A 25,330-nucleotide genomic window follows, 5' to 3' on the forward strand; every position below is an offset into this window, starting at 1 on the left:
ATATATAATATAAGTTTTTAACTCAGAAAGCTCACTTTCTAACTTACTTACGTTTTCCATAAGAATTATAGGTCTTTGGACCTTTGTCAGGGTTTAGGACACTAAGCATCTGCGTTGTAAATCCTAAACCCTGCCTTATCAACATATCATTTGTGTCCTTTTGTAGTTGTATTTCTTCTAAAAGTCTTACTATATTTCTGTAGTTATTCTCTAACTCTTCATCCTTTGCTTGCTCTATGATTTTACTCATAGCCTCACCGTCAGTTAACTTCCTTCTTTCCATCTCTAAATGAGCTACTTCTATACTGCACTCATGAAGCTTATGTGATACCTTATCTAAGGAAAACATATCTCTTTTTGTAAGGTATTCAAACTGCTCATCTAATACTTCAAGCAATATTTTTAATGCTTTATGCTCTTCTAATATTATTTTGTTTAACTCAGCAGTCATTATACACCTCCAACTCTTTTTTTAGTTGACAATGGACGATTTTTACACTCTCAGTTATCTACTCTATATAATCTACTTCTTCATTTCCTCAATAATTTTTGCTGCTACAAGTTTTGAATCTCTTTTATAAGTACCACTTGCTATTTCGTTTTTTATCTTTTCTATTTTTTCCTTTGAATTTACCAAGTTACCATCTGGTGAATATGTGCTTAAACTCTTTCCTAAAGATGATATCTGTATTGAATCACTTTTCTTTATTTCACCTTTTTTCTCCACGCTCTGCTTTGCATTTGAGTAAAGCTTTATCATTTTACTTGGATCAACTCCATTGATCTTCATATCAATACACTCCTAACGTCTTTTAACCAACTTATTCTCTTCTTATTATTAGTATTATCGAATATATATATATAATATTTATACCTTAAAAACAAAAGAAAACAGGCTATTTTTTGCTTAAAATCCCTGATTTTTGCCTATTTTAATATTTGCATTAGTTTGATTAAAATAATTAATTAATATCTAATAAAGAATAGTAAAAAACAGCCCAATTTAAGGCTGTTTTATTTTCCTAATGATTTAATTCTATCTTCACTACTTACTATACTTGTAATTCTTACACCAAAATTTTCATCAACTACTACAACTTCACCATAAGCAACTTTTTTGCCGTTTACAAGTATCTCTACTGGTTCTTCTGCTAATTTATCAAGCTCTATGAGAGACCCTGTTCCAAGATTTAATATATCCTTTATATTCTTTTTTGTACGTCCAAGAACAACAGATATTTCAAGAGGTACATCTAATATTAAATCTATATTTTTAGGCATACCTGCATTTGCTGGTGCCTGTGCTAGAGGCTGGAATGTTGCTTTGTGTACTTCCACAGCAGGCTGCTTAGGTACATCTGCAGGTTTTTCATATATATCATAAGACCCACTATACGCCGCTTGTGGTTCAGGCTGCATATACTGTATCTCAGGCTCAGAATACTGAGGTTTAGACTGTACACTTTGCGGCTGGGCCACATTTTGTGGTTCAGCTTGCTGTACGGCAGCTTGTGCCTCAGGTTCTTCCTGTCCCATCATTATTGAAACTATTTTTTTAGCCGTAGCTACTGGCAACAGCTGCATTATATGGCTATCTACAAGATCGCCTATAGCTAGAGAAAATGATACTTTCACAATTACTTCATCATCAGAAATATTCTCTGATAAAGGAGAAGTCAAATCAGTCCAAATTGTTGATAATGGCGGAGATATATTTACTTCTCTCATGAACATGGTTGCCATCGATGTAGCTGCTGATCCTATCATCTGATTCATCGCTTCAGATACTGCACTTAATTCTATCTCTGAAAGATCCGCTACATTCTCAGAAACCGTTCCATCTCCACCCATCATTAGATTTGCAATTACAGCAGCATCTATTAACTTCATTACGAGAAGGTTTTCTCCAACTATACCACTGGTGTATTTAACCTCCAAAGCAATATTAGGAACTTCAAATTCATCCTTTAAATCCTTTAATCTCGTTAAAGTTACCACTGGTGTAGTTATATTAACCTGTTGAGCTATAATTGTAGAAAGTGCAGTGGAGGCTGATCCCATGGATATATTTCCAATCTCCCCAAGCAAATCCTTCTCTACATCTGACAGCTCAACTGCCGGTTGTTCTGTTGATTGCTCTTCTGATGGGCTGGATTGCGTATCTCCTCCATTTAAAAGTGCATCTATTTCTTCTTGTGAAAGAAATCCATTACCCATAATTTTCCACATCCTTATCTATAATATCTAGTATCTGAACACCCATATTTTTGCCCAATATTCCTGGCTTTCCGTAGTAATATGGTTCATCTTCCACCACTAATTTAATAGGACTACTGATTTTTTCATCAAGCGTTATTACATCCCCTACACCAAGCCTTAAGAATTCATTCACAGTGATTTGCGCCCTTCCAAGCACAGCCGTCAGTTTTACATTAACTATATTAAGTCTTTCTCTTAATTTCTCCCTTGATTCCTGTAGTACATATTCGTCACTTTCTTGGAACCAGTATTGAACAACCAATTTATCAAGCACTTTTTCAATACTTAAGTATGGTATACAAATGTTTATAAAAGTACTACTTTTGCCCATTTCAACTGAGAAAGTAATTAATGCTACTGGTTCATTTGGTGCTAAAGTTTGGTTAAGAGCAGGGTTTGTTTCAAGACCCTCTATTTCCGGATGAACTTCTAATACATCCTCCCAGGCAAGTCTTAAATTAGATATGAGCCCTGAATTTACAACCTTTATAATGTTTTTGTCAATATCTGTAAATTCTCTATTTTTAAACTTCCCAATTCCATTTCCTCCAAGCAGTACATCTATTACTTGAAAAACAAATTGAGGGTTTGTCTCAAATAATACAGATCCATTTAAAGGAGGCATTTTAAATACCGTCAATATAGTTGGATTTGGTACTGAATGAATAAATTCTTCATAGGTTATTTGCTGTACAGACTCTATCTTTACTTTTACATTATTTCTAACTTGGGCAGTTAAATAGTTTGAAATTATTCTAGCGTAGTTGTCATGAATAAGTTCTAAAGTCCTTATATGATCCTTGGAAAACTTTTGAGGACTTCTAAAATCATATGGTTTAACTTTTTGCTTGTCTTCTTCTTTGGGCATTTCATCTGGAGTAAGCTCTCCAGTTGATAAGGCAGCTAAAAGGGCATCAATCTCACTCTGTGACAATACGTCTGCCATAGTTTTCCCTCATTTCTAAATGTTAGTACAAATTCTAATTGGAAAGAAGTTTATCTATATCTATTAGCGTTACTATTCTATCCTTAAAGTTTATTACCCCTTCAATATAGGCTTTCTTTCCATCGTTGAGTTTTTCTATTAATTCTTCTTCAACATCTAAAACTTCATCTACTTGATCTACTGTTATACCAACTAATTCATCTTCCATTTCAAGTATAATAATATTATTTTGCTTTTCATCTTGTTTTGGAGTACCTAATAAAAGGTTTATATCTAAAAGTGAGATTACATTTCCTCTTAAATTTATAAGACCTTTTATATGAGCTGGTGCCTTTGGAACCTTTGTTATTTCCATAGCATCATTTATACTCTGAACTTTTCCAGTTTCCACTGCAAACTGTTCTTCATTTAATTTAAATATAACAACCTGCATGGTTGCACCTCCAACTATTTTCGTAAGAATTTTTAATATCTTTAGCAAAATTTAATAAAATTTTAATATTTATTTTTCTTTTATTAAAAAACAAATTAAAATTTAATGGATAAAAAAGCCCTAAGGGCCTTTTCTATCCTGTAATTTTTCTTATTGCTTCTAATACTCTATCTGGTTGGAATGGTTTTACTATAAAGTCTCTAGCTCCAGCCTTTATTGCATCCATAACCATTGTTTGTTGTCCCATAGCTGAACACATTATTATTTTTGCAGCCGGGTCAAAAGCTTTTATTTCCTTTACTGCTTCTATACCATCCATATCCGGCATAGTTATATCCATAGTTACAACATCTGGTTTTTCCTTTTTATATAGTTCTACTGCTTTTAATCCATTATTTGCTTCTCCAACTATTTGAAAACCATTCTTTTCTAATATATCCTTTATCATCATTCTCATAAAAGCTGCATCGTCAACAATTAATATTTTTGCCATTTTATTCCCTCCAAATTTATTTACTCCTAATATTATTAAAATACGCCTAATGTGCTTAATATTTTTTCTAGTGAACCAGGCATTGGTACATAATAAAAATGTCCTTTAATTTGTTCATTATCTTGTACAAACATAGTTTCTATGTCAAGTACATAGTCATCAAATTGTCCTGATTCAATAAATGTCGTAGAAAGTATAGCTCCAAGCATATCATATGTCACTGCTGGAACAGAAGGTGTTATGCATAATCCAGTAAATTTTGCAATTGCATTCATATATGAACTTGAAACTATATTTCCTATTTCTTGTACAACTGAGTTACCCATTTCACTTAAATACTCTTCTTTTTGTCCTGTTAAAGTTTCAACTAACTTTAAGGCAGTTTCTTTGTCAAAGACAAATAATATATTTCCAGGAGTGTCTCCTAGTACCCTTACAATAACGCCTACAACTATTTCATCTCCTCCTATACTGGAGAAAATATCATCAAAAGGTACTATATTTATTGCAGGCACTGTCATATCTATCTTATTGTTTACTAACTGTGATAGAGATGTAGCTGCATTACCTGTGCCTATATTTCCTACTTCTCTTAATGCATCAAGCTGCATCGGAGTAAGATCCTGATAGGTCATTATTTTTACCTCCTTAAATTAGAGCAGCAACATCTAATATTAGTGTTACAAGCCCATCTCCCAATATTGTTGCTCCTATATATTCTTTTAACCCTTGTAATGTCTTTCCAAGTGGCTTTATAACAATTTCTTTTTGTCCAAATAATCCATCAACCATAAGACCTACAGTCTTTTCTCCAACTTTAACTATAACTATATAATTTTTCTGAGCAGAGGATTTTTCAAGATCTAATCTCTTATGAAGTCTTATTAAAGGTATTACATTCCCATTATGAATTATAACTTCTTTGCTATTAGTTCTCTTTACTAAATCATCACTATAGTCAATGACTCTGTCAATGTATCCTAAGGATATAGCCATAGTTTCTTCTCCTACTTTTACAAGTAGTGCTTGAATAATTTGTAATGTTAACGGAAGTCTTATTATAAATGTTGACCCCTTATCTCTCTCACTTATTACATCCACAGTTCCGCCAAGAGCTGATATTTTTGTTTTTACAACATCCATTCCAACTCCTCTACCGGAAATATCTGTTACTTGCTCATTTGTGCTAAATCCCTGCATAAATATCAGATTTCTTATATCGTTATCTGACATACCATCGGTATTTATTCCTAATCTTTCTGCTTTCGCTTTTACTTTCCCTACTGGTATTCCAGCTCCATCATCTTCAACCTTAATTACAGCTTTTGTACCTTCTTGGTAAGCTATTAACCTTATTTTCCCTACAAGGTCTTTTCCCTTTGCCATTCTTTCTTCTTTTGACTCTATACCATGGTCTGCAGCATTTCTTATTAAATGAATAAGAGGTTCTCCTATTTCATCTATTACAGTTCTATCAAGTTCTGTATCTGCACCTTGAATTATAAGTTCCATTTCTTTTTCAAGCTCTACGGATAAATCCCTTATCATTCTTGGGAATCTATTGAACACTGTATCCAATGGAAGCATTCTTATTTTCATAACCAAATCTTGAAGATCAGAAGTAGTTCTTGCAACCTGCTCTAAAGTTTCATTTAGTTCATTAAGTCTGTAGCTGCTGCTTATCTGCTCTAGTCTTGTTCTATGGATAACTAATTCAGATACCATGTTCATGAACTTATCCAATCTATCTAAGTCCACTCTTACAGATTGATGTGTTTTTTTGTGAACTTCTTTTTGAGCAGTCTTAGCATTATTGGTTTTCAATTGCACTGTATCTACAGCTGGTTTTGACTGTATAACCTCAGCTTCCTTTTCAACTTCCTTTTCAGCTACCTTAACTTTTATCTCTTCTACCTTTAGCTGATCCTCCACAAGTTTCTTTGCTTTTTCTGCCTTTACATCTACATTATCGACTATAACTTTTTCTACTTCAGATATATTCATTAAAATGTCATATATTTCTTCTTTTTTCTTTGTTGAAAGGAATACCAAATCTATTTCAAAGTCAAAGTTTTCACTTTCTATATCTTCTGCACTAGGAATAGATTTTATTATTTCACCGCATTCTTCAAGCCCTTTAAATATTAAAAATGCTCTTGCAGATTTTAATAAGGTATCTTCACTCAATAATATTTTTATTTGATATGCACTATACCCTCTGTCTTCTGCCTGCTTGACTATATTTATATCATATTCATTTAATTCTATAGGAGAATCTAAGTCAGAACCTTCTTCATTTTGCTCTTCTTGAAGAATCTCCTTAGTTTCTACATCTTCTATTTTTCCTTCTGTTATAGATTCAAGTTCACTTATTATTTCCTCAATTTGAATCTGCTCATCAACTCCATCAGATATATTGTTAACCATCTGCTCAAGAGTGTCAAGGCATTTAAATAATACAGTAACAACCTTTTGAGTAACTTTTAGATGTCCTTCTCTAAACTCTGATAAAACATCTTCCATTTTATGAGTTAACTCTGCCATTTCATTAAATCCCATTGTGGCTGCCATTCCTTTGATAGTGTGAGCTACTCTAAATATTTCGTTTAACTTATCTATATCATTTGGTTCCTGCTCCAACTGAAGCAGTGAATCATTTAATGTTTGTAGGTTGTCCATAGATTCTTCTAAAAACATAGATAAATACTGTGATGTATCCATTTATATATTCCCTCCTTATAGTTTCCTGTATATAAATGTAGAAGCTTTTTCAAATCCATAGTCCCTATAATTATATATGCTTTCGGTAGCTCCCACAAATAATAATCCACCTTTTTTTAATGATTGACTGAATTTTTTGTATATTACATCTTTTACATCCTGATTAAAATATATTACCACATTTCTACATACAATTAAATCAAAATCTTTTTCATAACTTTCAAGTATTAGGTCATGTTTTTTAAAAGTTACCATACTTTTTATTTTAGGACTTATACTATATTTGTCGTCCGTTATAGTAAAATATTTATTTATATAATCCTTCTTTACATTTTTAATTTCGGAGGCAACATACTCGCCTTTTTTAGCTTTTTCAATTATAGTGCTGTCTATATCTGTAGCAATTATTTTATGCCTTACATTTGGTGAAAGATCGTCTAAATACATTGCTATCGAGTAAGGCTCTGCACCAATAGAACATGCTGCACTCCATATTTTAAGTGAGTTACTACTTTTTAAAAGTTCCCCTTTAAGTTTATTTTTTAGTTCTTCAAATATTTCAGGATTTCTAAAGAATTCGGAAACATTTATAGTTATAAAATCTAAAAATTTCTGCCTTTGAACTGGATCCTTTTTTAAAAGTACAATATATTCATCTACAGTTCTTACCCCTACCCTTGACATTAAACTATTTATTCTTCTGTGAAGTTGATTTGATTTGTATGCGGATAAGTTAATATTAAACTCTTTCAGCACCCACTGTTCAAATTGCACCATATCCATAAGATCTACCCCCTATTTAGCTGACACTGTTTTATTATTTCATTTGCTACACTATCTATTGGCAATACTATATCAACCATACCTGTTTCATAAGCTGCCTTAGGCATACCGTATATGGTACATGTAGACTTGTCTTCTGCTATAGTAATACCTCCGCTTTTTTTAATCTCCACTGTTCCCTGAGCTCCATCTTTGCCCATACCTGTAAGCACTACACTTATAGAATGTGGTCCATATATCTTTGCTGCTGATACAAATAACTTATCTGCCGCTGGACGCACACCCCATAAAGTTGGCTCGCTATTTAAGTGAATCCTTGTATCTGAGCCTATTTCCATATGGAAGCCTCCTTGTGCAATATATACTGTATCTTTTTCTATAGCCATGCCATCTGCTGCCTCTACTACCTTTATTCTGCTGTTTGAATTTAATCTTTCAGCAAAAGCCTTTGTAAATCCCACCGGCATATGCTGCACCACAAAAACTGGTACACCTAATCTTTCTGGCATAGCTGTTATAACTGCATATAATGCTTTTGGTCCCCCTGTTGATGCACCTATTACTACCGCTTCTATTTTATCATAACCTAATCTTTTAATACTTTTAGTTTCAATTTTTGGTCCTTCAGACATAACAACTTTAGGTACAACTTTGTGCTGCTGCACAGATACCTTTTTCTCATTAGCTAGCCTTATTTTCTGAACTAAGCCAGCCTTAACCTTATTTATATCTAGTGATATAGCTCCCGATGGCTTTGGTAGAAAATCAAAAGCCCCTGCTTCTAAGCACTCCATAGTTAGTTCTGGACCTCTTTGTGAAATACTGCTTAAGACTATTACAGGTATATTTACATTCAATTTTTTCATTTCCTTAAGAGCAGCAATCCCGTCCATCTTAGGCATTTCTACATCTAAGGTTATTATATCCGGCATAATTTTAGGCAGTTTTGTTAGTAAATCTTCTCCATTTCTTGCTGTGTATACTACTTCCATATCAGTTTCTTCATTTATCATATCAGAAATAATTTTTCTCATTAAGGCCGAATCATCTACTACTAAAACTTTTATTTTTCCCAAACTATTATCACTCCATTAAATTTTATAGTTCTTTGATTCCCATTCCTACAGTTTTAATTTGAACTAACCCATCTGTAGTATCAAAAATCATGGTTCTCCCCTTATTGCCTCCAACATCTTCAGCAATTATAGGTATAGAATGTTTATTTAAAGTGTTTTTGACTGCTATCCCATTTCTGTTTCCTATATCCATAATCATACTTTTATCAGAAAAATTAAACATAGATGCGCCTCCTGCTATTTTAGCTTTTAAATTTCTTTTGGAAGCTCCTAATTTTTCTAGTTCTGCTATTAATAATGGGATTGCTAAATCCGCAAATTTAAGCGGGTTTGTTACATTATTAAATTGAGTACTGTCCGGCAGCATTATATGTGCTAGCCCACCTAAAGCTCTTGTTCTGTCGTATAACACTATGCCTATGCAAGAACCCAATCCCACAGTTATAATTTTATCCGGAGAAGAGCCAGTATTCATATCTGCTATTCCCACTTTTATTTCTCGTTTTTCCATAGTATGCACCCTTTACTTCACGCTATATAAGCTTTTTTTCTTCTTCAGTAAGTATAGTGCCAAGATTTAAGAATATAATTATCTTGCCATCTATTTTAATTAACCCTTTTATGTATCTCTGTGATATTCCTGCTACTATATCTGGTGCTGCTTCTATATTTTTATCGCTTACATCCCTTACTTCTGATACTATATCAACTATTATGCCTATTTTATTTCCATCCTGCTTGGCAACAATTATTTTTGCATCATTTTTAATTTCATCTTTTTCTAATCCAAATCTCTTTGTAAGAGATAATACAGGTAAAATGCTTCCTTCATAATTAATTACACCTTGTATAAAATTCGGTGAATCTGGAAGAGTTGTTGGCTCCTCATATCCTAAGATTCTTTCAACTTCCATGATATCCGTTGCATAATGTTCTCCATTTATACTAAATATTAACACTTTAACTTCCTTATTCTCCATTATAATTCCTCCTCGTTAACTCTATAACACCATGCTACATAAATTTTCTTTCTTACTTGCTGATTGACTTGTTCTTTACAGTTTTAGCCTATCTACAACTATATCTCCTGACTCATCCAAGTAAGCATGTACATTTTTACTCGGCATATCTAACATAAACTCTCTTGTACCAACCGTAAATATTGTGTTCTGGTAAGCTACATCTACCCATATATGACCTTCTTTTTCAACTTCTATTCTTGTAGATACTCCTGCAGTACTGCCAACAACTTTACATTTAATTTCATTCTTAGCTTTTAATCGTCCTCCTCTTGCTACACTTTTATCTTGTATAAAATATATATTACCATTTGCTGTTATATCAGATATGTATTCCCCTTTTCCAAGCATAACTACATCGCCAGAACTTTGTATAATAGAATCTTGGCTGTAAGCCAGCTTAACACTTACTGGAAGAGCCAAAGTGGCCTTCAATGATTTAAGCTTGTCTTTTATACAGCTAATTATCCCATCCAACTCAGCATAGTGTTTTATGTTAATTGGTCCCATCCCCAAGAGTTTAGACTTCAAAAGAACAACTAATTCCTCTTCAGCATAATCTTCTTTCTGCATATTTAGGCTAGCGATTACATAAAAACATATTTTAGGCAGCATTTTAAATTTATTTTCAATGAGAATTTTTATTATTTCTCCATCTTTTTTGTTTTCCCCTAAAAGATTATATTTTTTTATTTCTTCTACTGCTGAAACTAAGTTACCTAATATTTCTCTAAGTTGTTCAATGTTGTTCAAAGCTTTTAGCTTTTCTACATCATCTCCTCCTCCATATATTTTACCAGCAATTACATTTCCCTTTATAATAATATCTCCTCTTGCTCTTATTACCGCTCTTTCTACATCTTTTGCAATATCCACAAGGTTGCCGCTGTCAATCTCCATACCTTCTTTTACACTTCCATATACTATTACATCGCCAATAAACCTTATATTTCCTGTCTTTAAATCTACGTCTCCCTTAATGTCATGAACTGGATAAACGTAAAAAACATTGCTTTTCACGCAGGGCTTTCCGTCTATATCTGCTACTACTATATCTCCGTCTTTTATTGCAGCACCATTTCCAACCTTTATTTTTATTTTCTTACCTATTTTATACTTTATTATTTTTCCTGTAACGTCACAACCATCTTGTCCATCATTTCCTGGATTCCTTATTGCAAGTATATCTCCTTTATGTACTGCTTCTACAGCTCCTATACTTTTAAAGTCAACATTGCCGCCTTTATCTTCCTGTAATTGTCTAAGCGCTTCTTCAAGTTTAAATTTTATTTCTATAAAATCATCTTCTCCGTCGATTACCGGTTGTCCTTTTGCAATTAAGATCTTTTCTCTACAACCTTCAACACATTTTTTCAAGTTTTCTTCTATTATACCATAAACTACATTATTATTCGCTAATTCTTGCTTAACTTCTGACTCATTAAATTTAGGAGGATGAATTTCAGATTCTACTTCCACCTCTAATGTTAACTTTTTGCTCTTATTCTTGTCTTTAAGCTTATATATATTTTGTGGTGTGTAAGTTACACTCGCATAAGCTTCCAGTTTATTATTATTGAGAGAAATATTTAATTCTCTTGTAGCTTTAGTTTCTTCAAAAATAACTACTATATTACTTTCTTCAAATACAGACTTCTGCCCACTTAACTCCACACCATCAACAATGACCTTTATGTTTTTATCTTTTAAAATAATACGTGCAGGATCTCCACCCTCTTTAGGGTTTGTAACTACTATTTTCCCTTGTATTATACTTACAGTTCCATCATTTTCATTTATCTCTACATACTCTTCAATTTCATTGCTACTTTTTAAATCCTTATCTATTATTTCTAGTTTTTCTAAATTATAATTTTCGTCATCTTTTTTTCTTTCAATTTTCATCTCATCTTCTAACTCTACTTGTATAGTTACTTTTTTTCTAAATAGTGATTTTTTCTGTTCTACAATTTCATATTTTAAACTTTCTTTGGATATGCCAAGCCCCTCACTGGCAGTTTCAATACATTTTTCCAATGAAGATTCCGTGTATAACTTTTTCACAATTAATCCCCCCATAGTCATTAATGTATGTTTTCTTTAATTCATAATTTCAAAAAATTTTGCATCGCAAAATTTTCATTTTCTGAATTAGAGTATAAGTATTATCACAATTTATATTAAAGTTCTAAAATTGTCTAGCTATTATATTATTATCGTTAACTTTTTCTTCCTCTTTATAAGACACTTTCTGGGCCATTGGTAATTAGTGGATTTCAGATTCATTATAACATGTCTATCTATTGTTGTGAACTTATAGATAAAAAAAATAGACACTTGTTTCAAGCATCTATTTTTTTATTATAGCTCTAGCTACTTTATTACCGACTTCTACATATCCAAAGCTTACATCTATGTCAGATATTTTATCCATACTTGTTATGATTATTGGTGAAACCATAGTTTTTACTTTTTTCTCAATTAATTCTTTATTGAAAGATATCATTAAATCTCCTTTTTTAATTTTATCTCCTTGTTGTATGTATGTGGTAAATCCTTCCCCGTTTAATTTTACGGTGTCCACTCCAATATGTACTAATATCTCAATATCATCCTCAGTTTTTATTGCCACTGCATGCTTTGTAGGAAATAGAACTCTTACAGTTCCGTCAACGGGAGCATATACTCTATTATCTTGAGGTTTAACTGCGAATCCATCTCCAAGTATCTTTTCTGAAAATACAACATCTGGCACTTCTTCTAGTTTTATTATTTCTCCTTTTATAGGATTTGCAATTATAAGTTCCAAATTAGTATTATTTGTATATTCAGCACACTCTTCTATAGATTTTATATTCTTTAATAATTCACTAGTATCTTTTTCATGATATCCACTATTTGAAATTATTGCCTTAATATCATCTTTGATGCTCTCAGCTTCCGTGCCATATATTATCTGTAAATTGTCTCCTACATCAAATATGCCAGAAGCACCAGTTACTTTTAATAATGCCTTATCTATAATTTTAGGATTTTTCAAAGTAAGTCTTAGTCTCGTGATACAAGAATCAAGCATATCTATATTATCTGCTCCACCTACAGCCTGTAGTATTAAAGCAGCTTTATTTGAAAAAGCCTCTTTAAATCGCAGAGGCTTTATTTCCTCTTCATCTTCCCTGCCTGGAGTCTTAACATTCCTGGCTTTAATTACAGTGTAAAACACAATAAAATATAACAAGAAATATGCTAACCCTACTGGCCATAAGAGTAGTGGATGCTGTGCAAAATTATAGCCAATCATATAATCGATGGCTGACGCAGAAAATGTGTATCCTAATCTTATATGTAGAATACTAGTAACAATACCTGATGAAAAAGCGGCAATTACATGAAATACAAATAAAATAGGGGCTACAAAAATGAAGGAAAATTCTATAGGCTCCGTTATCCCTGTTAAAAAGGACACAAAAGCTGCTGATAACATTATTCCCGCAACTTTTTTTCTATTTTCCGGCTTTGCTGCTGCTATCATAGCAAAAGCTGCCCCAGGAAGACCAAACATAAGTATTGGAAACTCTGATGCCATAAATATACCAGCTGTAGGGTCTCCATGAAAATATCTAGCCGCATCTCCAAAATATTTTACACCATCTGGCCCTATATATGATCCAAATTGATATAAAAATACTGGATAGTATATATGGTGTAATCCTACAGGAATCAGTAGCCTTTTTCCTGATGCGTAAAATGCTGGTCCTAAATAAGAAGAGGATGCCCACCTTGCAAATACATCTATATAGTACTGTATAGGTGGCCATATAATTATTCCCAATATTGAAAAAATAAGAACTGTAATAGAGGTAATTATAGGAACAAATCTCTTCCCTCCAAAAAACCTAATACTTGTGGAAGTCTAATATTATGATATCTATTGTACAAAACTGCGGCAATAATACCTACTATAATACCTCCAAATACTCCCATATTTACATGTGCAATATTTACAACTCCTTCAAGAATTAGCTGACCAACTACGGCAGCTAGTGCTGCAACACCTTCTCCACCTGAAAAGCCAATAGCTACACCAACTGCAAATATCAATGGTAGGTTGCTAAATATAACGTCTCCAGCTTTGGCCATATATGGAATATTAAATAAATCTGGCTGACCAAACCTTAGCAAAAGCCCTGCTGCAGGAAGCACAGACACCGGCAGCATTAAGGACTTGCCTATCTTTTGAAGTACAGCAAATAGCTTTTTCATATTTTTCTCCTTAGTATCTGTTATCATTCTGAAAGTCTCTTTAAATGCAACGCTATATATCCTATTTCATCTTCTGTTATTTTTACTGAAAATAAATCTTCTATTTTTAACGCTACCTTAACAGCAACACTATATTCTCTGTACATCTCTCTTTTTATTATATCAAGCAAGTCATTTTTTATAGGTTTATTCTTCTCAGCTCTTTCTATCATGAAGTTTATATGAGTTACTGTTCTTACATATCCTAAAGAGTTTTTTTCTAACTTTCTTCCTGTAAGCTTCTCTATTAAATCTAATACCTGACCTAATTTTTTAGTATAGGCTAAAGATTCTGACACATCCTTTTGTGTAAGTGCAGCCCTTATATGTAGACATATAAAACCAGCCTCATCTTCTGGAAGATTTGTATTGCATCTTTTGTTGATAAATAACACAGACCTAAGAGCTAATTTATATTCTGTAGGATATAATATGCTTAATTCGTTTTTAAAAGGATTTTCTATATTTAATCCCTTTTGTATCCTTTTTAACGCAAAACTTATATGATCAGGCAAAGATACGTGCACTGCTTCATTCAGCTTAGTATTAAGTTCTCTCTCTACAAAATGTATTATTTCTTCTGAAAGACCAACAATACTGTTATCTATACTTTGAAGCACTTTTTGGTAATTTTCTCCTATAGCAGCTGTCTTTTTTATAAAAACATTTTCAACTCTATCTTCTGGAATATTTTTACTTTTGGGAAAATCGAATCCTATACCTTTCCCAACTAATATAACTTCATCCCTATCTTTTTGTGCTATAACAACATTGTTATTCAATATTTTTTTTATCTTAAAGGACTCCATTTAATTCACTCCAACCAAAAATTATTAATCGAAACTTTTAATATCTTCTTGTACTACCTCATTATATTTTTTCATAATTTCTAAAATAGCTTTGTTATTTACTGAATTAAATTCTATGTCATCAACTCTGCTTATTGGTAAAACCTTAGGCGATGTACCAGAAATAAACATTCCCTCTAAATCCTTTACATCACTATAATGAACATTTTTCTCCGAAACTTGAAATCCTATTTCAGTGCATAACTCCATTATAACAGCTCTTGTTATGCCTGGAAGCACATCCACTAGCGGTGCAGTTATTACATTATTTCCTTTAATCATAAATATATTTGATTTACTTCCCTCTGTTATATATCCTTTTTTATTTACAAGTATAGCTTCATATGCATTTTTTTCTTTTACCTCTTTATCAACCGCAGCTCTAAAATTTATATTTATAATTTTAGCATTTGGATTTTCTCTTTCTCCGTGATATAATACTGTCTTTACACCATTTTTATAGTCTTCATCTCTAGGATAGTGATGTCTTACAAAGTAAGCAAAAAATGAGTTGACATTATCAAATTTAAATACAATTTTTACATTGCCTATGTCTATTTTATTTGATTCTATTAGTTCAAATATTTTATTTTTTATTTCATCCTTTGAAAACCATATTTGCAAATTAGTTATATTAGAGGAATTTTCAAGCCTAGTTAAGTGTTTGTGTAGAAATAAAGGTTTCCCATCTATTATTCTTATAACTTCATATAGCGACTTTCCACCTTTTAAAAGATTATCATCAAATTGCTCACAAGCTTTTATCTCATTATTATATATATAATATTCATTTACACATTCACTCATAAAATCGCTCCTTTCTTTGAGTTAAGAATTTCAATCTATTTCCAATTAAGTATTCTTATCTTGTCATGATTCTTCTTATAATTTATAAGATAAGGATTGCCTACCAAATTAAATAAAGGTAGATCTGCTAAAGAATCTGAAAACATATATGAATTTTTAAAGTCCACTTCTATATTTTCTTCCTTCAGTACTTCCATAAGTCTTCTTACTTTCTCTTCACCTTTACAGTTTTCTCCTGCCATTTTTCTGCTATATTTACCGCCTACACTTGTAAATCGAGTTCCAATTATTTTATCTACTTCTTTTATTTTGTATAATTCATTTAAATAAAATTCCGCTGAAGCAGATATGAGATATACTTTATAACCTTCTGCTTTTAGCTTTCTCATAGTATCAATAGCGTCACTATATATTATTTTACTTAATCTTTTTTCGTAAAATTCTTCTACTAACTCTTGCATTTTTTCTTCTTTTATTCCATCTATAAAAGCTATGAAGTTTTCCTTAGCAGTTTTTGAGTCCAATACCCTTACTGCATATAAAAATGCTGATATAACAGCTCTTGGTGCATGAATTATAAGTCTTGGGCTCTTTTTTATCATAAATGCATAAAACTCCATAAGGGTTTCTCGTTTAGTTAAAGTATAATCTACGTCGAATATTGCTAACTTTTTCAACTTAACACCTCTTTAAATATAAGCTAAGAGTTAAGAATTAAGAGCTACAATTGATTTTTTGCTTAGTTAGAACGCTCTTAACTTTTAACTGAAATAAATCATTAAGTCATAAAGAAAGTCGATGCATTCCTGCAACGACTTTCAACTTTTTTATTCTTCTTCAGCCATTAACTGTTCATAGTAAGCTGATACTTCTTCGAACTCTTCATCCTCTGGAATTACAAGTTCTCCCTCTTCACCTTCTCCTACTACTTTGAATAGGAATATTGATCCGTTTTCTGGATGTTGAACTATAGCATATTCATTTTCTTTATATTCAAATCCGTCGATTACTTCGCATGGAACAACGTTTCCATCTTCATCCTCTAAATCAACTATTAGAGTTTCATGTTCGCCACAGCCGCAGCCGCAATCTTCATGATCATGTTCGTGATTATGTTCACCACATCCACAACCTTTTTTTTCTTCTCCGCAGCCACAGCCACACTCATGTAAATTTTCCTTATCCATAGGATATTACCTCCTTTTACTGTTATGTTCTAATTTTAACCTTAATTCCACAATTTTAAAAGGTTTTTTTTAAATTTAAATAAATATTTTTAAAAAGTTAAGAGTAGACAATTCTCAACTCTCAACTAAAAAGGCGAAGTGCCAAGCACTTCACCTTTTTTATATTATTGAGCTGCTAATTTCTTGTATCCTTCAAGTCTATCCATAGCATCTCTTTGAGTTTTTTCAAATAATGCTTCTGCAGCTTCTGGGAATTGTTTAGCAAGTGAAGCATATCTTACTTCACCCATTAAGAATTCTCTGAAGTCTCCTGTTGGCTCTTTTGAATCTAACATGAATGGATTCTTTCCTTCTTCTTTTAATGCTGGGTTGTATCTGTACATTGCCCAATATCCGCACTCAACAGCTCTTTTACCTTCTTGTTGGCTCTTGCCCATACCATTTCTTAATCCATGGTTAATACATGGTGAGTAACCAATGATTAATGATGGTCCTGGATATGCTTCAGCTTCAGCTATAGCTTTTAATGTTTGGTTCTTATCAGCACCCATAGAAACTTGTGCTACATAAACATAACCATAGCTCATAGCCATCATTCCAAGGTCTTTTTTCTTAGTTTGCTTACCGCTAGCTGCAAATTTAGCTATAGCAGCTGTTGGAGTAGCTTTTGAAGATTGTCCACCAGTGTTTGAGTAAACTTCTGTATCAAATACAAATACATTTACGTCTTCTCCTGATGCAAGAACGTGGTCTAATCCGCCGTATCCGATGTCATAAGCCCAACCGTCTCCACCGAAGATCCAGTTTGATCTCTTAACTAAGAAATCTTTGTTTTCATATATTTCTTTTAATGTAGGACAGTCACAATTTGCAGCTTCGATTGCAGCTATTACTCTGTCAGCTCTTTCTCTTGTTCCTTCTCCAGCATTCATGTTGTCTAACCAATCTTGAAGAGCTGCTTTTACTTCACCTTCTGGAGCATTAGCTATAGCTTCTGTTACAGTCATAGCTAATTTTTCTCTTAATTGTGTAACTCCAAGATACATTCCAAGACCAAACTCAGCATTGTCTTCGAATAATGAGTTAGCCCATGATGGTCCGTGTCCTCTGTGGTTAACAGTGTATGGAGTTGCTGGTGCTGATGCTCCCCAAATTGATGAACATCCAGTAGCATTAGCTATCATCATTCTGTCACCAAATAATTGAGTTACAACCTTAGCATATGAAGTTTCCATACAACCAGCACATGCTCCTGAGAATTCAAGTAAAGGCTTTTCAAATTGGCTTCCTTTTACATTGAATTTGCTCATTGGGTTTGCTTTAGGTGATACTGCCATAACATAATCCCATGTAGGAGCCTTTTCTAATTGAGTGTCAAGTGGCTTCATAACTAAAGCTTTTTCTTTAGCTGGACAGATGTCAGCACAGTTTCCACAACCTGAACAATCAAGTGGTGATACAGCTATGTGGAATTTAAGTCCTTTAGCTCCATTAGCATCTTTTGATTGTAATGTAGCTGGTGCTTTAGCTGCTTCCTCTTCAGTTAAAAGTATTGGTCTTATTGCAGCATGTGGGCATACGAATGAACATTGGTTACATTGTATACACTTGTCCATTTGCCATTCTGGAACGTTTATAGCTATTCCTCTCTTTTCGTAAGCAGCCGTTCCGTGTGGGAATGTACCATCTTCCATTCCTATGAATGCACTTACAGGAAGTTTATCTCCATCTTGTCTATTCATTGGTATAACTATTTTCTTTATAAATTCTGGAACTTCTACAGCTGCTGCAGCTTCTTCTACTGCTTCAGCCCATGAAGCTGGAACTTCTATCTTAACTATTGATTCAACACCCTTGTCGATAGCAGCATTGTTCATATCAACAACTTTTTGTCCCTTCTTACCATATGAAGTTACAACTGCATCTTTTAAGTATTTTATAGCATCTTCAACTGGAATAACATTAGCAATCTTAAAGAATGCTGATTGCATTATCATGTTAATTCTTCCACCAAGACCTATTTCTTGAGCTATTTTAACAGCATTTAATGTGTAGAATTCAATGTTGTTTTCAGCTATAAATTTCTTATAAGAAGCTGGTAAGTTTGCTTCTACTTCTTCTGGAGTCCAGATAGTATTTAATAAGAATTTACCGCCTTTTTTCAATCCTTCTAATACGTTATATTTGTAAACGTATGATTGATTATGACAAGCTACGAAATCAGCTTTGTTTATTAAGTATGGGGACTTGATTGGAGTCTTACCAAATCTTAAGTGTGAAACTGTTATTCCGCCTGATTTCTTTGAGTCGTATGCAAAGTATCCTTGCGCATACATATCTGTGTGGTCTCCTATGATCTTTATAGCACTCTTGTTTGCTCCAACAGTACCGTCTGATCCAAGGCCCCAGAATTTACAAGCTTTAGTTCCTGATGGTGTTGTATCTATATCTTCTCCAACTGATAATGAAGTATTAGTTACATCATCAACTATAGATATTGTAAATCCATCTTTTGGAGCATCAGCTCTTAAGTTTTCAAATACTGGAAGAATGTGTGATGGAACAGTGTCTTTTGAACCTAATCCATATCTTCCTCCAACTATAACTGGTTGGAATTCTTTTCCGTAGAATGCATTCTTAACATCTAGATATAATGGCTCTCCTAGTGATCCCGGTTCTTTAGTTCTGTCAAGAACAGCAATTTTCTTAACAGTTTTTGGTATATATTTAAAGAAATGTTCTAATGAGAATGGTCTATATAAATGAACATTTAATAAACCAACTTTTTCTCCTTTAGCCATTAAGTAGTCAATTGTTTCTTCTATAGCATCACATACTGAACCCATAGCTATTATTATTCTTTCAGCATCTTTTGCTCCGTAATAGTTGAATAGGTGGTATTCTCTTCCAGTTAACTTAGTTATTTCTTGCATGTAGCCTTCTACAATTTCTGGAATCGCTTCATAATACTTGTTTGAAACTTCTCTTTCTTGGAAGTATATATCTGGGTTTTGAGCTGTACCACGAGTTACTGGATGATCTGGGTTTAATGCACTTCTTCTAAATGCATTTACAGCATCCATGTCAACTAAACCTTTTAACTCATCATATTCTAAAACTTCGATTTTTTGTATTTCATGTGAAGTTCTGAATCCATCGAAGAAGTTCACAAAAGGAACTTTTGATTTTATTGCTGCTAGGTGAGCTACTGCTGATAAGTCCATAACTTGTTGTACTGAACTTTCTGCAAGTAATGCAAAACCTGTTTGTCTTGCAGCCATAACGTCTTGGTGATCACCAAAGATGCTAAGTGAGTTAGCAGCTAGTGCTCTTGCTGTTACGTGGAATACTCCTGGTAAAAGTTCTCCAGCAATTTTGTACATATTAGGTATCATTAATAAAAGACCTTGTGATGCAGTATATGTAGTAGTTAAGGCACCTGCTTGTAATGAACCGTGAACAGCACCAGCTGCTCCTCCTTCAGACTGCATTTCCATAACCTTTACAGTTTGTCCAAAAATATTTTTTCTTCCTTGAGCTACCCATTCATCAACATGTTCAGCCATTGGTGATGATGGAGTTATAGGGAATATAGCTGCTACGTCAGTAAATGCGTAGGAAATGTGAGCTGCAGCTGTATTTCCATCCATAGTCTTCATTTTTCTCATAGAAAATTTCCCTTCCTTCTCGATTATATTTCTATAAATTTAAGATTAAGCAGTCGCTACTACTTAATCATATATAGACATGTTAAATTAATTTAATAATATTATTTTTCAAAACTGGTCATACCACCATACCACAAATAGCCTGTAAAATTGCACTTAAACATAAAGCTTTAAAATTAGATGGATCTATAATTAAACGATCATTTCAAAATCAGCACTCTGTGTAAGTGGCTATCACCAAATTAGCACTCTGTATAAGCGATCATATCAAAATCAAAATTTTAGATATGTGCTTAATTGTAATATTAAACTGTAAATCAATTTTCTAATATTTATAGTAAACTGTTAACAGTAAGTCCTTTCTTTTTAAATTTACACCAATTCTTTTTATTTTGCAAGTTATTTTCCGAGTTATTTAAATTTACTCGCTTATTTAGCACAAAATAAACCTTAAAATGTTTTGATTCACCCTTGTTTTGGTCATATATTCAAAATAATTTTTTAACATTTTTAAATTTAATTTAAAATATTAAAAAACTCACCTCAATTACCTTAATATTTTTTGTGAAAATTATACCACTCTATTAATAAAACTCCTTCTCCATACTGTCGAATGAGTACTAGCTGAGTAAACGACTATCTCCAAATCAGCACTCTGTGTAAGTGATCATCTCAAAATCAGCACGCTGTGTAAGTGACTATCACCAAATCATAGATTTGGGATATCTACTTAAGATTTTGGATGCCTGCTCTTAATTACGCTATAAAAGCTATATTCTACATTTACCTCTTATATTCCTTCTATTTTTTTAACATTAACACTTTTTTAACAATAGCTCAAAAGCTATATAGGGTTAGAAGTCCGAAAGTAACTTTCAGACTTCTAACCCTATATAGCATACTCTTGAATAAGCTTGATTATATTATTTACTCCATTTTTTATAGAGCTTGAACTCATTTTATTTATAAATCTATCCTTATTTTTATAAAGCTCTTCTAATTTTTCTAGAATTATTTTCTCATTTAAATCATCTTCCTGTATTACTAAACTATATCCATTTCTTTCAAAAGAAGCTGCATTTAAAATTTGGTCTCCTCTGCTTGACTTCTTTGATAGTGGTATCAAAAGATTTGGCTTTCTTAGAGCAAGAAGTTCAAATATAGCATTAGCTCCAGCCCTAGAAATAACTATATCTGCTGCATTCATTACATGTGGCAGTTCTTCGCTTATGTATTCAAATTGTTTATAGGATTTTCTACTTTGTAAACTTTTGTCTATGTTTCCTTTTCCACATATGTGTATAATATTATAATTTTCAACAAGTTTGTCTATAACTTTTCTTATAGTATCATTAATAAGCTTTGAACCAAGGCTTCCCCCTATTATAAGCAATACTGGCTTCTTGTCTTGAAAGCCGCATATTTGTCTTCCTAGTATTCTACTTCCATTTAATAATTCTTCTCTTATTGGAGTACCAGTAAGCACTCCTTTGTTATCTTTTATATTTTTTACTGATTCAGGAAATGTGACACAAACTTTTGTACAATAGGGAGCTGATAATCTGTTTGCAAGTCCAGGCGTTAAGTCTGATTCATGCGCGATAACAGGGATCTTGCTCAAATGAGCAGCAATAACTACAGGCACAGCTACAAATCCACCTTTAGAGAATACTATATTCGGCTTTTCCTTTTTCAAAATAATTATTGCTTGTAATATTCCTTTAAGTACTTTAAATGGGTCCGTAAAGTTTTTTATATCAAAATATCTTCTTAGTTTTCCACTAGATATTGCATGGTATTTTATATTTTCACCTTCAATTATCTTTCTTTCTATACCATCTTTTGTTCCAATGTATTCTATTTCGTATCCTAGTTCTTTTAGTTTTGGCACTAACGCAAGATTCGGGGTAACATGTCCTGCTGAACCTCCACCAGTCATTATTATTTTTTTCAAGTAAGTTTCCTCCTTTCAGTCGGAACACTGGGTAACTTAAGATGTTCGCTTCCGCTCACAAGTTACCCGTTAAAGTCCATTTAGGACTTTAACCTCTCAACCTTTCAAGTGGTTTAAAAGCTCAAATTAAAGAGAAAATTCGGCTTAAAATAATTTTTACCTTATCCTCACAATATATAATACTATATTTTTTTACTATAAACAATTAAGAGTTCTACACTTTTAATTTTATATTTTTATTAGATAATATTAAAATAAATTTCTTATTTTTAAGCAAACTATTAAATATTAGAGTAATATATTAAAACAGTTTCGGTATCTGAAATAAAATAGCAAGTCAAATATACTAGCATACTGACTAATTATTTTTTAAAGATGCCTTAATCTTGTTAAAAAATAAACTAAATGCAAGAGGTGGTAAAAATGCCTGATAAAAAAATATCACAAGCTAAAGAAGGATTAAATAAAGCCAAAATAGAAGCAGCTTCAGAGCTGCATGGCAAAGGTGAATATGAATACAAGGGAAATCTAAGCTCTAGAGAAAACGGCTCAATAGTTAAAAAGATGGTAGAAGAATATGAGAGGAATTTAATTGGAAAGTAAGTATAGGGTTTGAAACCCTATACTAATTTATATCTGAGAACTCTATGTTTATTCTATCGTCTAAGTTTTCGGTAAGAATGGCATAATTACTTACATGATTAGTTTTAACACTTATTTTTTTAAATTTCACTATAAATTCTGTTCCTTTTCCCGGTTCACTTACTACTTTTATTTCTCCTCCCATAAGTTCCACAAATTTTTTCACAAGGGCGAGCCCTATTCCTGTTCCTTCGGCCCTTCTTGATAATGAGCTGTTTACCTGTGCAAATCTGTCAAATATTAAATCTATCTTATCTGTTGGTATACCAACTCCAAAATCCCTTACGCTTAAATAAAAGTTATCCTCTTCCATACTTAGTGAAACAATAATTTGTTTGCCCTCAGGTGTGAATTTAACTGCATTTGATAATAAATTTAACAATATTTTCTCATACTTATCCTTATCAAGCCTTACATTACATTCTTCTTCATTGGTATCAAATATTAATTCTATGCCTTTACTTGTAGCATATGAATTAGTAGAGTTCACTACTGTCTCACTTATATATACTATATCAAAGTCAGTATTGTTTAAAGTTAAAAATCCAGCTTCAGCTTTTGATATATCAAGTATGTTGTTAATTAATTTTAATAACCTGCTACAATTTTGATTAATTCTTGCAAGAGTTTTATCTATATTGGGAGTTATTTCATTACTATATACGTCATTAGCAAGTTGTAGAGAGGAATACATTATTGTTAAAGGAGTTCTTAATTCATGAGAAATAATAGTAAAAAATTCATCTTTCAGCTTTGTTAACTTTTCAAGTTCAATGTTTCTATTTACTTCTTCTGTTATATCTGATCCATGGATATGTATTCTTGTAGTATTGTCCTTGTTTTTACGAGGTATAAATTTAATTTTGTAGAATCGCTCTTCACCTTTAATTGATTTTACTCTATAGGGACTTATCGTATAAGGCCTAAATTTTTCTCCTACATTTACTAATATTTTATATAAATCGTTATTTATATATTTAAGGATGCTTTCATCTTCAATTTTAGATACTAAATTAGTATCACCATATGTTATAATTTCATCATATTTTTTATTGTTAAGTCTGTATGTTATGTTGGGGTAATCTACCACTGCTATAGGAACTTCTACATTATTCACCACATCTTTCACAAAATCAGCTTGCTCCTCTGCATTTATCTGGTGAAGCTTGGTTTCTGTCACATCCTTGATTGTCAATATAGTATAAATCAATTCTTCATTTTTATTTGTAATTGGAGCACTACTTACCTCTAAATACTTTATTTCCGAAGTCTTCTTTTCTCTAAGTCTAAACACCAGGTTCTTTGCTGGTTTTTTATTTTTAATATAATAATAATATAACTCTGTAATATCTCGGCTCTCATTCTCAAGCATTGTAGTTTCATATTTTTCAAAGAATCTTTTTGCATTTACCAGTTCTATAGCACTTAAGTTTAAGATGTTAAAAACTGCTTTATTGCATAGACTTAGCTTTTCATTTGAATCTAAAACCATTATACCTTCAGATATGTTGTTTATGACATCTTTCAAATGCATAAGATGTTCTTTTTCTCTACTTCTTAGTATTTCTATAATATCACATTTTGTTTTTAACTCCGTTGATAATTCCAGAAACTTTTCTCTTTCATTTTTAATTTTTAGTTCTCTTAAATATTCATCTGTTATATCCCTCAAATTTATAATAGCTCCTATAACTTTATTATCTTTAGCTATAGGAAAGCTGGACATAGAAATGTACAAATCTCTTTCTTCAACTTTATACTTTAATGTTAAGTTCTTAACTTCTTCTCCATTCTTTAAAGATTTATATAACGGAAAGTCAATTAGCTCTAGTTTGGTTTCATTTTCTGAAAACACTTCATAATTATAGAAAAAGTCATATGCATTTTTAAAATTCGCAAAACCATTATTGATTAGTTTATCTTCACCTTTTTTGTTAATATAAAGTACTTCTCCCTCATTGTCAGTTATATATACAAGGTATGGTAATGCTTCTATTATATTTTCTGCAAAATTGCTAATCTTAAATAAATTATCTATAAAATTTTTCATTAACAACCTTCTCCCCCAAATAATAACATTTATCTTATGGCTATTGCCTCTAGATTTTTTCAAGTAAGTTTTACTTTATTTCAATTTATATTAAATTCTATGTTAAATATGAAAATTCCTTCTAATTTTATAATTTACTACA

The 25,330-nt window shown here is 32.1% G+C and carries 20 protein-coding genes and 3 pseudogenes; 1 reads left to right on the plus strand and 22 read right to left on the minus strand.

Annotated features, from left to right (window positions below):
- Window positions 1–43: 43 nt before the first annotated feature.
- The 21 genes and pseudogenes from RCG18_RS01760 to RCG18_RS01855 form a co-directional block, all read right to left on the minus strand.
- Window positions 44–451 carry a flagellar protein FlgN gene (locus tag RCG18_RS01760; RefSeq protein WP_308039726.1) on the minus strand — a complete coding sequence of 136 codons (408 nt, stop codon included), beginning with the start codon at window positions 449–451 and terminating at the stop codon, window positions 44–46.
- Window positions 452–523: 72 nt separating this feature from the next.
- Window positions 524–790: a flagellar biosynthesis anti-sigma factor FlgM gene (locus RCG18_RS01765; RefSeq protein ID WP_308039727.1), complete on the minus strand. Its 267-nt coding sequence runs from the start codon at window positions 788–790 to the stop codon at window positions 524–526.
- Window positions 791–1,014: 224 nt separating this feature from the next.
- Window positions 1,015–2,217, minus strand: a complete 1,203-nt coding sequence (gene fliY, locus RCG18_RS01770; protein ID WP_308039728.1) for a flagellar motor switch phosphatase FliY — start codon at window positions 2,215–2,217, stop codon at window positions 1,015–1,017.
- Entirely contained in the window at window positions 2,210–3,205 is a 996-nt protein-coding gene (gene fliM, locus RCG18_RS01775; protein ID WP_308039729.1) for a flagellar motor switch protein FliM, read from the minus strand. Before fliM ends, fliY begins: the two co-directional genes overlap by 8 nt.
- A 34-nt stretch (window positions 3,206–3,239) precedes the next feature.
- Window positions 3,240–3,638: a chemotaxis protein CheW gene (locus RCG18_RS01780; protein ID WP_308039730.1), complete on the minus strand. Its 399-nt coding sequence runs from the start codon at window positions 3,636–3,638 to the stop codon at window positions 3,240–3,242.
- A 133-nt stretch (window positions 3,639–3,771) separates the two neighbouring features.
- Window positions 3,772–4,131, minus strand: a complete 360-nt coding sequence (locus RCG18_RS01785; protein WP_308039732.1) for a response regulator — start codon at window positions 4,129–4,131, stop codon at window positions 3,772–3,774.
- Window positions 4,132–4,166: 35 nt separating this feature from the next.
- Window positions 4,167–4,766: a chemotaxis protein CheC gene (locus tag RCG18_RS01790; RefSeq protein WP_211142241.1), complete on the minus strand. Its 600-nt coding sequence runs from the start codon at window positions 4,764–4,766 to the stop codon at window positions 4,167–4,169.
- Window positions 4,767–4,779: 13 nt separating this feature from the next.
- Window positions 4,780–5,925: pseudogene (locus RCG18_RS28935) on the minus strand (chemotaxis protein CheA); the annotation flags it as partial.
- Between the two features lie 191 nt (window positions 5,926–6,116).
- A pseudogene (locus RCG18_RS28940) lies at window positions 6,117–6,852 on the minus strand (Hpt domain-containing protein); the annotation flags it as partial.
- 15 nt (window positions 6,853–6,867) lie between these two features.
- Window positions 6,868–7,635, minus strand: coding sequence for a protein-glutamate O-methyltransferase CheR (locus RCG18_RS01800; protein WP_308039734.1), 768 nt, complete (start codon window positions 7,633–7,635; stop codon window positions 6,868–6,870).
- A 5-nt stretch (window positions 7,636–7,640) separates the two neighbouring features.
- Entirely contained in the window at window positions 7,641–8,711 is a 1,071-nt protein-coding gene (locus tag RCG18_RS01805) for a chemotaxis response regulator protein-glutamate methylesterase (protein ID WP_308039735.1), read from the minus strand.
- Between the two features lie 22 nt (window positions 8,712–8,733).
- Complete coding sequence (locus RCG18_RS01810; RefSeq protein WP_308039736.1) at window positions 8,734–9,222, minus strand: chemotaxis protein CheD; 489 nt, start codon at window positions 9,220–9,222, stop codon at window positions 8,734–8,736.
- A 22-nt stretch (window positions 9,223–9,244) separates the two neighbouring features.
- The gene (locus RCG18_RS01815) at window positions 9,245–9,691 is read right to left on the minus strand and encodes a chemotaxis protein CheW (protein ID WP_308039737.1); all 447 of its coding nucleotides are present in this window, start codon (window positions 9,689–9,691) and stop codon (window positions 9,245–9,247) included.
- 75 nt (window positions 9,692–9,766) lie between these two features.
- Window positions 9,767–11,794, minus strand: coding sequence for a flagellar assembly protein A (locus RCG18_RS01820; RefSeq protein WP_308039738.1), 2,028 nt, complete (start codon window positions 11,792–11,794; stop codon window positions 9,767–9,769).
- A 286-nt stretch (window positions 11,795–12,080) separates the two neighbouring features.
- Window positions 12,081–13,993 (minus strand): annotated as a pseudogene (locus RCG18_RS01825) (glucose PTS transporter subunit IIA).
- Between the two features lie 23 nt (window positions 13,994–14,016).
- A complete protein-coding gene (locus RCG18_RS01830; RefSeq protein ID WP_308039739.1) occupies window positions 14,017–14,841 on the minus strand; it encodes a PRD domain-containing protein in 825 nt (274 codons plus the stop codon).
- A 24-nt stretch (window positions 14,842–14,865) separates the two neighbouring features.
- The gene (locus RCG18_RS01835; RefSeq protein ID WP_308039740.1) at window positions 14,866–15,687 is read right to left on the minus strand and encodes an aminotransferase class IV; all 822 of its coding nucleotides are present in this window, start codon (window positions 15,685–15,687) and stop codon (window positions 14,866–14,868) included.
- 35 nt (window positions 15,688–15,722) lie between these two features.
- Entirely contained in the window at window positions 15,723–16,364 is a 642-nt protein-coding gene (locus RCG18_RS01840; RefSeq protein ID WP_308039741.1) for an HAD-IB family hydrolase, read from the minus strand.
- A 150-nt stretch (window positions 16,365–16,514) separates the two neighbouring features.
- Window positions 16,515–16,874 carry a DUF1292 domain-containing protein gene (locus RCG18_RS01845; protein WP_308039742.1) on the minus strand — a complete coding sequence of 120 codons (360 nt, stop codon included), beginning with the start codon at window positions 16,872–16,874 and terminating at the stop codon, window positions 16,515–16,517.
- A gap of 164 nt (window positions 16,875–17,038) precedes the next feature.
- Window positions 17,039–20,542 (minus strand): pyruvate:ferredoxin (flavodoxin) oxidoreductase, encoded by a 3,504-nt coding sequence (gene nifJ, locus RCG18_RS01850; RefSeq protein ID WP_308039743.1) that lies wholly within the window; start codon window positions 20,540–20,542, stop codon window positions 17,039–17,041.
- An 889-nt stretch (window positions 20,543–21,431) separates the two neighbouring features.
- The gene (locus tag RCG18_RS01855; RefSeq protein WP_374119112.1) at window positions 21,432–22,481 is read right to left on the minus strand and encodes an undecaprenyldiphospho-muramoylpentapeptide beta-N-acetylglucosaminyltransferase; all 1,050 of its coding nucleotides are present in this window, start codon (window positions 22,479–22,481) and stop codon (window positions 21,432–21,434) included.
- A 438-nt stretch (window positions 22,482–22,919) separates the two neighbouring features.
- On the opposite strand from RCG18_RS01855, the gene RCG18_RS01860 reads away from it, so the two are divergent.
- Entirely contained in the window at window positions 22,920–23,099 is a 180-nt protein-coding gene (locus RCG18_RS01860) for an alpha/beta-type small acid-soluble spore protein (RefSeq protein WP_308039745.1), read from the plus strand.
- Window positions 23,100–23,121: 22 nt separating this feature from the next.
- Here the strand turns inward: RCG18_RS01860 and RCG18_RS01865 are convergent, their stop codons facing one another.
- Window positions 23,122–25,188: an ATP-binding protein gene (locus RCG18_RS01865; RefSeq protein WP_308039746.1), complete on the minus strand. Its 2,067-nt coding sequence runs from the start codon at window positions 25,186–25,188 to the stop codon at window positions 23,122–23,124.
- Between the last annotated feature and the right edge of the window lie 142 nt (window positions 25,189–25,330).

The sequence above is a fragment of the Clostridium sp. OS1-26 genome (assembly GCF_030915445.1).
In the GTDB taxonomy this organism is placed as follows: domain Bacteria; phylum Bacillota; class Clostridia; order Clostridiales; family Clostridiaceae; genus Clostridium_AM.